The sequence below is a fragment of the Microbacterium sp. genome (genome assembly GCF_047607225.1).
In the GTDB taxonomy this organism is placed as follows: Bacteria; Actinomycetota; Actinomycetes; order Actinomycetales; family Microbacteriaceae; genus Microbacterium.
Window position 1 is genome coordinate 1 of sequence record NZ_JASGDO010000079.1, and the last position, 9,237, is coordinate 9,237.

10 protein-coding genes are annotated in these 9,237 nt (G+C 71.0%); 3 read left to right on the forward strand and 7 right to left on the reverse strand.

Features of this window, described 5'->3' with window-relative positions; all coding sequences use genetic code 11:
* Positions 1-155: 155 nt before the first annotated feature.
* Complete coding sequence (locus QM591_RS15800; RefSeq protein ID WP_415133795.1) at positions 156-1,025, reverse strand: fumarylacetoacetate hydrolase family protein; 870 nt, start codon at positions 1,023-1,025, stop codon at positions 156-158.
* A 166-nt stretch (positions 1,026-1,191) separates the two neighbouring features.
* Between QM591_RS15800 and QM591_RS15805 the strand changes: the two genes are divergently transcribed.
* Genes QM591_RS15805 through QM591_RS15815 form a run of 3 tightly spaced genes read left to right on the forward strand, consistent with a single transcriptional unit; the run spans position 1,192 to position 3,902 of the window.
* Positions 1,192-2,487 (forward strand): enolase C-terminal domain-like protein, encoded by a 1,296-nt coding sequence (locus QM591_RS15805; RefSeq protein WP_415133797.1) that lies wholly within the window; start codon positions 1,192-1,194, stop codon positions 2,485-2,487.
* Entirely contained in the window at positions 2,468-3,454 is a 987-nt protein-coding gene (locus QM591_RS15810; RefSeq protein ID WP_415133799.1) for an aldo/keto reductase, read from the forward strand. Before QM591_RS15805 ends, QM591_RS15810 begins: the two co-directional genes overlap by 20 nt.
* A 34-nt stretch (positions 3,455-3,488) precedes the next feature.
* Positions 3,489-3,902, forward strand: a complete 414-nt coding sequence (locus QM591_RS15815) for an RbsD/FucU family protein (RefSeq protein WP_415133801.1) — start codon at positions 3,489-3,491, stop codon at positions 3,900-3,902.
* Here the strand turns inward: QM591_RS15815 and QM591_RS15820 are convergent, their stop codons facing one another.
* The 6 genes from QM591_RS15820 to QM591_RS15845 form a co-directional block, all read right to left on the reverse strand.
* Entirely contained in the window at positions 3,903-4,247 is a 345-nt protein-coding gene (locus tag QM591_RS15820) for a hypothetical protein (protein ID WP_415133803.1), read from the reverse strand.
* Positions 4,244-4,768, reverse strand: coding sequence for a DNA polymerase III subunit gamma/tau (locus QM591_RS15825; RefSeq protein ID WP_415133805.1), 525 nt, complete (start codon positions 4,766-4,768; stop codon positions 4,244-4,246). Before QM591_RS15825 ends, QM591_RS15820 begins: the two co-directional genes overlap by 4 nt.
* Before the next feature lie 22 nt (positions 4,769-4,790).
* Complete coding sequence (locus QM591_RS15830; protein ID WP_415133807.1) at positions 4,791-5,519, reverse strand: copper homeostasis protein CutC; 729 nt, start codon at positions 5,517-5,519, stop codon at positions 4,791-4,793.
* Positions 5,516-6,868, reverse strand: coding sequence for an alpha-L-fucosidase (locus tag QM591_RS15835; RefSeq protein ID WP_415133809.1), 1,353 nt, complete (start codon positions 6,866-6,868; stop codon positions 5,516-5,518). Before QM591_RS15835 ends, QM591_RS15830 begins: the two co-directional genes overlap by 4 nt.
* Positions 6,865-8,412, reverse strand: coding sequence for a M81 family metallopeptidase (locus QM591_RS15840; RefSeq protein ID WP_415133813.1), 1,548 nt, complete (start codon positions 8,410-8,412; stop codon positions 6,865-6,867). Before QM591_RS15840 ends, QM591_RS15835 begins: the two co-directional genes overlap by 4 nt.
* 31 nt (positions 8,413-8,443) lie before the next feature.
* The coding region (locus tag QM591_RS15845) for an ROK family protein (protein WP_415133811.1) at positions 8,444-9,237 on the reverse strand (794 nt) is incomplete at its 5' end.

Here is a 9,237-nt window from a genome sequence, read left to right on the forward strand (position 1 = left end):
GTTCCGCTCGTGGAAGGAGCAGACAGATGTCCGATGAACTGCATGGCAGGGTTGCGGTCGTGACCGGCGGCGCCCCGGCCGCCGCCAGCTCCGCGGCGATCGCGGCGCCGATGCCGGAGGCGCCGCCGGTCACGACCGCAACCCTGCCATGCAGTTCATCGGACATCTGTCTGCTCCTTCCACGAGCGGAACGTCTGACGCCCGCGACCGAGGCCTTCCACCTCGACCTCGACGACATCGCCGTCCGCGAGATACGGGAACCGGCCGGAGAGAGCCACCCCTTCCGGCGTCCCCGTGAGGACGAGGTCACCGGGATCCAGCGTCAGATACTGCGAGAGGTGCCAGACGATGTACTCCGCGGAGAAGATCATGTCGGCCGTCGTGGAGTCCTGGCGCACCTCGCCGTTGACGAAGCTGCGGAGCCGGAGGCCCCCCGGCTCCACATCGTCGCCCGTCACGAGCCATGGCCCCGTGGGGGTGAATCCCGGGGCACACTTGCCCTTCGACCACTGCCCACCCGAGACGGCCAACTGGAAGTCACGCTCCGAGACGTCGTTGGCCGTGACGTAGCCGGCGATGTGGGCGGCTGCGTCTGCCGGTGAGTCGAGGTACGACGCCGTGCGACCGATCACGATGCCCAGCTCCACCTCCCAGTCGGTCTTCGTCGAGCCTCGAGGAATGACGACCTCGTCGGCCGGCCCGACGACGGTGTTGGGCGCCTTGAGGAACATCACGGGAAGCTCCGGCGGCGCCGATCCCGACTCCGCGGCGTGGGCGGCGTAGTTCATCCCGATGCAGATGACCGCGCCGGGGCGGGCGATCGGCGCGCCCACGCGCAGCTCATCCGCATCCGGCACCGGCGGCAGCTGGTCACGCTGGAGCGCGTCGGCGGTCTTGGCCACCGGGTCATCGGCGAGGAAGGCGCCCGTAACATCGGAGGTCAGCGGCCGGAGATCGTAGTACGTCCCGTCGACGACGACGGTCGGGATCTCCTGGCCGAGCGGGCCAAGTCGGGCAAATCGCATGCTTCTCCTCGCATCACGGTCCACGGTTCCACAGGGTGGGGCGCCACGGCCGGTCGCGCCAGTTGACAGTATAAACATCGGATGTTTACTGTGGGAACCCGTGACCCCGTCCGGATGCCCCGAGGACCTCCTCGATCGCCGGATTCCCATCGACCAGGAGTGAACCGTGACCCGCATCGTCGCGCTCGATACCGCCGACATCCGCTTCCCCACCTCGGCGACGCTCGACGGCTCGGACGCCATGAACCCCGACCCCGACTACTCGGCTGCCTACGTGCGACTGCTCACCGATGCCGACGACGGGCTCGAGGGGCACGCGTTCGTCTTTACGATCGGGCGGGGGAACGACGTGCAGGTCGCCGCGATCCGCGCCCTCGAGGGCCACCTGGTCGGTCGCGAGGTCGAGCCGTTGCTCGCGGACATGGGCGCCACCAACCGGGAACTCGCGGGCGACTCGCAACTGCGCTGGCTCGGCCCCGAGAAGGGCGTGATGCACATGGCGATCGGCGCGGTCGTCAACGCTCTCTGGGATCTCAAGGCCAAGCGGGCGGGCCTCCCGCTTTGGCAGTTGCTCAGCCGCATGTCGCCGGAGGAACTGGTCTCCCTGGTCGACTTCCGACACCTGGGCAACGCGCTCACGCCCGACGACGCGCGTGCGCTCCTGGAGGCCGCCGTGCCCGGACGCGCGGCGCGCGAGGCGGAGCTCCTGGCCACGGGTTACCCCGCCTACACGACGACGCCCGGGTGGCTCGGCTACTCCGACGAGAAGCTCGCGCGCCTGTGCCGCGAAGCCATCGCCGACGGGTTCGGGCAGATCAAGCTCAAGGTGGGGGCAGACCTCGACGACGACATTCGCCGTTTCCGTGTGGCACGAGAGGTCTGCGGCCCCGATTTCCCGATCGCGATCGACGCGAACCAGCGCTGGGAGGTGACGCAGGCCATCGAGTGGGTCAACGCCCTCGCCCCCTTCTCTCCCGCGTGGATCGAGGAACCGACGAGCCCCGACGACGTGCTGGGTCACGCCGAGATCGCCCGTGGCGTCGCCCCGATCCGCGTGGCGACCGGTGAGCACGCACACAACCGGATCATGTTCAAGCAGTTCCTCCAGGCAGACGCTCTCGCCGTCATGCAGATCGACGCCGTGCGCGTCGCCGGGGTCAACGAGAACATCGCCAATCTGCTTCTCGCCGCCAAGTTCGGCGTGCCGGTGTGTCCGCATGCCGGAGGCGTCGGCCTCTGTGAAGCCGTCCAGCATCTCTCGATGTTCGACTTCGTCGCCCTCAGCGGCACCCGCGAAGGCCGCATGATCGAGTACGTGGACCACCTGCACGAGCACTTCCTGACGCCCACCGATGTACGGGGCGGCGTGTACCACGTGCCGCTCACTCCCGGTACGGGCATGGAGATGCACCCCGAGAGCCGGGCCACCTACACATGGACGGGTGCGCACGCTCGTGTCTGAGTCGCGACAGACCCAGCGAGATGCACTCCCCCGCCTCGGCTACGGGGCTGCCAACGTCGGCAATCTCTTCCGGCCGCTCTCCGACGACGAGTCGTGGGAGATCCTCACGGCGGCGTGGGAGGCGGGCATCCGCTACTTCGACACGGCGCCCCATTACGGTCTCGGACTGTCGGAGCAGCGCCTGGGCGCATTCCTGCGCACCAAGCCCCGCGACGAGTACGTCCTCTCCACCAAGGTCGGGCGGCTCCTGCGTCCGAATCCCGACGACGACGGCAGCCTCGATCTCGCCCACGACTTCCACGTGCCCACCACCCTCCGCCGGGAGTGGGACTTCAGCGCCGAGGGCATCCGCGCGAGCCTCGACGAGTCCCGCGAGCGGCTCGGGATCGAGCGGATCGATATCGCCTACCTCCACGACCCCGAGCGTCACGATCTCGACCTCGCTCTTGCCGAAGCCCTGCCCGCGCTCGTCGAGCTGCACGCGAACGGCGACGTCGGCGCAGTCGGGGTCGGGTCCATGGTCTCGGAGGCCCTCGCTGCCGCCGTGCAGGCCGCGCCGCTCGACATCGTCATGATCGCCGGGCGCTTCACGCTCTTGGAACAGCCCGCGGCCCGCGAGGTGCTGCCGGCGTGCCGGGCCCGCGGAACCGGCGTCGTGGCGGCCTCCGTCTTCAACTCCGGCCTGCTCGCGAGCGCCCACCCGACCCGCGACGGGCGATACGAGTACGGCAGCCTTCCCGACGCCCTCTGGGATCGCCTGCAGCAGATCGTCGCCGTGTGCGACGCCCATGGCGTCCCGCTCCCGGCCGCCGCCGTGCAGTTCCCGCTGCGGGAGGCCTCGGTGCGGTCGGTGGTCGTGGGTGGCAGCCGCCCCGCACATGTCCGCCAGAGCGCTGAATGGATGGCCCTCCCCGTGCCCGACGCGTTGTGGGACGATCTGTCCGACCGCGGTCTCATCGACGCCTGACCCGCCGATCGCTCATCCACCCGAAAGGACTCTCATGCTCGACGGCATCCACCCGCTCCTCACGGGCGAGCTCCTCTGGCACCTCGACGCGATGGGGCACTCCGACGCGGTCGTCATCGCGGATGCGCACTTCCCGGCGGCGGCGGTCGCGCGCCGACTCGTCACCCTCCCCGGCACCTCGACGCCCGACGCGCTCGCGGCCGTTCGCACGGTGGTCCCGCTCGACGATGCGCCGTCGCTCGATCTCATGACCTCGGCCACGGGCGAGATCCTCGAGATCCAGCACGAGCTCATGGAGGCGGCGGGCACGTCCGCCGAGACCACGCGCTTCGTCGACCGGTTCGACTACTACGACCTGGCGCGCGGAGCCTTCGTCGTGATCCGCACGGGCGAGACCCGCGTCTACGCCAACGCCCTGCTGCGGAAGGGTCTAGTCGGCTCGGTCTGATCAGCCGGCGCCGAGAAGAGAGGCGCCGCGCACCGCCGCGTAGGCGAGGACGTTGAGCCAGAACACCGCGACCACGCCGAGACCGATGAGCAGCAACCCGCCGAGCAGGGTGGCCGAGCGGCGGACACCGCCGGCGAACGCCGCGGCGAACACGAGGATCGGGAAGAGCACGGCCGACAGCAGGAGGGCCCATCCGCCGCCGTTGAGGCCGAAGGTCCCCTGGGCCTGCGCGATGAGGAACGCAACGGCGTTCCAGACGGCGTAGGCGTAGAAGAGCCCGAAGAAGCCCGAGATCGTCGCGGTGAGCCAGAGCGGCGTGCGGGGCTGCGGCGCAGTCGTCGTCATGTTCCCACCGTTCCGACGAGAACGAACGGCCAGGGGACCAGGACAGCCGCCCCCGCGATCAGCCAGACGAACCGCTGCCAGAGCGGCCGTCCGCGGGTGAACCAGATGGTCCCGGCGAACCAGAGCGCCGGAGCGAGTACCGCCAGCCAGACGGCGGGAACGGAGGCGAGCGGCGAGACGAGGAACTGTGCGACGTTCTGCAGGCGCATCCCGCCGACGATCCATCCCACGGTATAGAGGGCATAGACCCCCGCGAGGACTCCGAGAGCCACGAGCGCCACGTCGGCACCGCGCCGAGCGCCGTCGGACTCGGCCACGTCGTGCGACTCCGCTCCGCCCGGAGCGCTGCGCTCCCCTGTCGATCTGCGCACCCGGTCGCTGCCCTTGCCGACAGCCGTGAACCCGGCCGGGAGGTCGGGGGACGCCGGGGTGGACCGGCCGCCGGAAACGAGGGTCGGGTCGTCGTCGCCGTCCCACGAGAAGGCGTCGGCCGAGCCGTCGTCGTCGCGGGGATCTGTCACGACGCCAGCGTAGCCGGTCCGTCTACGCCCCGCGTGCTGCCGCGACCGCCGCCCGTGCGATGGCCGCATCGGTCACGTCGTAGCCCTCGTCAGCGCCGCCACCGGGTCCGGACGGCGCGCCGTCGGACATCCGTCCGCGGGCCGAGAGATGCACGGCGGGGACGCCGGCGGCCACCAAGGCTGTGACGTCGGCCGGTCGCACGCCGCCGCCCGCCATGACCTCGAGGTCGGCGCCCGCACGAGCGACGTACCTGCCCAGCTGAGGGATGCCGTCGATGCTCCGGGGTGCGCCACCGGAGGTGAGGACGCGGGCGATCCGCAGGTCGAGCAACGCGTCGAAGACGCGGTCCGGGACCGGGGAGGCATCGATCGCACGGTGGAAGACCACGGGCGTCTCCCCTGCGGCGTCCTGCCACCGTCGAAGGGCGTCGCGGTCGAGATCCCCCGCGGAGGTGAGCGCGCCGACGACGACGCCCCCGACTCCGCGCTCGACGGCGGCACGGATATCGCGGCACACGACGTCGACTTCCTCGTCGTCGTAGACGAACCCTCCCGCGCGCGGACGCACGAGCACGTTGACGCGGTCGGCGCCGATCTCGGCGCACACACGGTCGAGCACGCCCACCGAGGGGGTGAGGCCGCCCACGCCGAGGGCGCTGCACAGTTCCACCCGGTCGGCGCCGGCCGCCACGGCCGTCCGCGCACCCGCGCCGTCCTGGACGGCGATCTCGACGACGATCCGATTGCTCACGAGTTCACCGTAGCGATGCGGACCGCCACCGCAGGCTCTCCCCGCAGGCGCTCCGGGAGCTCGACCTCCCTCGCCCCGTCGGGCCGGGTGCGCACGACGGCGCTGCTCCCGTCGCTCCACGGCAGCACGTCGCCGGCGAGGTCGCCCGGAAGCTCCACGACACCCGAGGCAGGATCCAGGACGATCGCGTTCACCGTCGTCGCCGACTGCGTGTAGGCGCGCGGCACACCGACCGGTTCACCGGCACGGAGCCAGGGACGCGTGCCGTAGATCGCGTCGCCGTCGCGCTGCAGCCACGCACCGAGCTCCCGCATCGCCGCACGCTGGAGGTCGGGTATCGATCCGTCGGCGCGCGGACCGACGTTGAGAAGGAGATTGCCGTTCTTGCTCACGACGTCGACGAGAAGCCGCACGAGCGCAGTGCCCGAGAGGGAATGCTCGTCGCCCTCGGCCTGGTTGAACCCGAACGAGTACCCGAGGCCGCGGGTGGACTCCCAGGGGTGATCCAGGATGTCGGGCACGTGCGTGTATTCGCGGGTGAGGAAGCCGTGCCGCGGCACGCCCCACCGGTCGTTCACGGCGCCGTCCGGCACCGCGTCGAGGTAGCGCCGGAAGAGCGCAGCCACGCCATACTCGTCGCCGCCCTTGCCCCCGTCCGGCCACTCGATGTCGTTCCACAGGAGGTCGGGGTGGAATCTCTCGATCAGCTCCTCCACCTGCGCTGCCGCATAGCGGGAGAACCACTCGTCGGCCCGGCGGAACCGGAAGAGGTCGGTGTCCGACTCGATCGGCGGGAAGTCGCTGACGTGCCAGTCCAGCGCTCCCGAGAAGTAGACGCCGAAGCGCGTGTCCCACCGCCGGGTCGCATCATGGAGCTCGGCGATGAGGTCGCGACCGGGCCCGCGCCGGGGCGCCGTGAAGGTCGTCGTCGCCGAGTCCCACAGGCAGAACCCGTCGTGGTGCTTCGTGGTCGGGACGACGTACCGGGCGCCGGCGGCCACGAGTTCTGCGACGAAGGCGTCCGCATCGAAGCCGGTCACGTCCCAGTCATCGGCGAGGTCCTCGTACGTCCGGCCCGGGCCGTAGAGCTCTTGGTGGCGACGCCAGGTCGGGCTTCCCGTGATCCGCACGGTGTTCGCGTACCACTCGGCATATTGATGGTGGGCGTAGGCGTCCTCGACCGGCACTCCTCCGGGCGGGTGGGGCGGAGCCCACGCCGGCAGCGAGTACAGCCCCCAGTGCACGAAGAAGCCGAGCTTCGCGTCGCGGTACCACTCCGGCACATCCATCGGCGGATAGGTCGGGGCATCGCCGTCGAGATCGGGACCGGTGCGGGTCTCGAAGTTCATGCTCCCGTCCCCTCGCCCCGGCGCGCGACCCGAGCGGTGAGTTCCGGCTCGATCCCGGTGTCATGGAACGGGTAGACCCCCGGGAGGAGCCGGGAGTGCCCCAGGCGCAGGAGGTCTTGATCCACGCCGCCCGGCGTGAGGGCGATGACCCAGCCGGCGGCGAGCTCGTAGAGCTCGGGCTCGAGGTATCCGATCTTCACGATCACGATGTCGGCGCCGGCCGGATCCAGGCCGAGCATCCGGAAGTCGTCGAGATGATGGAAGGGCTTCCGGCGTTCGGTGACGATCGCGTACACCGACCCGCCGCGCACGACCACCTGAGTGCCGGCGACGGGGTCTCCAGCGGTCACGGAGAAGACCTCACCGTCGATCTCTACCGGGCCGCGCGGGCGGCCGTCGATCCGCCCTCCGACCGACAGCCGCACACGCGCTCCGATCCCCGCACGCGCCGCCTGACCGACAGCGTCCGGATCGAACACCGACGCCACGATCACGGTGCGGTCGCCCCGGCTGAGATCCTCGCGTTCGAGCACCCGGCCGAGGGTCCAGGAGACGTCTCCCGCCCCGCCGGCCGTCGGGTTGTCGCCGGAGTCGGAGATCAGGAAGGGACGGGGCGCCCCCTCGGCAAGCGCCTCGTCGAGTGCCCCGTCGAGAGAGTCCACGGGGCCCACGAACGCGAAGTCGGCCCGGGCGTCCCAGAAGGCGCGACCGAGCCGCTCCGCCTGGTCGCGGATGGTGGCGGTGTCGTCGCCGAGCACGATGACGGTGGCGTGGCAGCGTGGCTCGTCGGCCCACGCGTAGCCGACCCAGATCGAGGCGTCGAGGACACCCGGCAGCTCTTCGACCTCCGGAAGGGCCGCGTACAGGGAGCGCGCCGGCTCGATCCGCGTGCTCGTCTTCTCGCCCGGCAACAACACCGGCACCCGCACCCAGGCCTTGTGCGGGCGCCGCGCCACGGGATCCGCGCCGGCGGCGCCGCGGAGGCGGACGAGGAGGTTGTGGACCGCGCGCTCCTTGGTGTTCAGCCAGTCCTCGTGCGGTGCCATCCGGTAGCACGTGAGCAGGTCCACAGCCTCGAACAACGCCTCCGAGACATTGCCGTGCAGGTCCATCGAGGTGGAGACGAGGGTATCGGGGCCGAGCTCGGCCCGGAGCGCCGCCGCGAGATCGCCCTCGGCGTCGTCCCGATCCACAACGCTCATCGCGCCGTGGATGTCGAAGAAGAAGCCGTCGAAGGGGCCCTCCTCCCGCACGCCCGCGAGGATCTCTTGCTTCATCCGGTCGTAGGTCGCGGGATCGACCGCCCCACCGGGAAGCGAGCGCCCGTGGGTGAGGGGCACCCACTCCGCGGCGTCCCGGAGTGCAGTCCCTTCCGCGAGGAACGGGTAATAATCGAGAAGCTCGTCGCCCGTCCGAATCGTGAACGACTCGTCGCCCGACACGTGCGGGGAGAAGGTGCTCGACTCGATCGAGATCCCGGCGATCCCGATGCGCGGGCGAGCGAGTCCGGCAGCATGGCGCTCCGGGAGAGGGCCTTTCCACACGAGGTGGGCGTCGGCGCGAGCCGACGACGGGTCAGCGGTGTTCACGGACGAGCTCGCTTTCGGTCGGGAGGGGCAGGGGGCCTGCGACGAGTGCGGCGGCACCCAATACGACGGCGTCGGAACGCAACGTGCCGGGGACGATCCGCAGCGGAATGCCGGAGACGGGCGGCTGTTCGCGCAGGACTTCGTCGAGTCCGGACTGGAGGAGATCCCACGCGGAGGTCACCCCGCCGCCGATGACGGCGAGGGGAAGGTCGAGGAGCGTCGCCGCGGACACGCATGCGAGCGCGACGGCGCGGCCGGCCTCGACGAACACACGGCGCGCCGCATCGTCACCCGCCCGCGCCCGAGCCGCGACGACGCGTGCCGACAGCGGTGCGGATCCGGTCGCCCGGCAATAGCGGCGCGCGATCGAGGTGCCCGACGCGAGCGTCTCCAAGTGCCCGGTGCGTCCGCAGGTGCACAGGAGATCGCCGTAGCCGGGGGTATGGCCGATCTCTCCCGCCGCGCCGTGGGGACCGTGCCAGAGCTCTCCCCCGAGGAGGAGCGCCCCGCCGACGCCGGTCCCGAGCATCATGCCGAGAGCGTCGCCGCTGTCGGCACTCCCCCACGCACGCTCGCCGAGAAGGAAGGCGTTGACGTCGTTCTCCACCCGCACGGGCAGCCCGAGCCGCTGGGCGAGTCTCTCGGCGAGCGGGTACCCCGCCCATCCGACGAAGGTCTCCGACGCGGCGCGGATCGCGCCGGTGAGCTGATCCACGACCCCGGCGGCACCCACGCCGACGGCCGCGGGCGGAGCGGCCGCCGCGGCGAGGTCGGCCACGA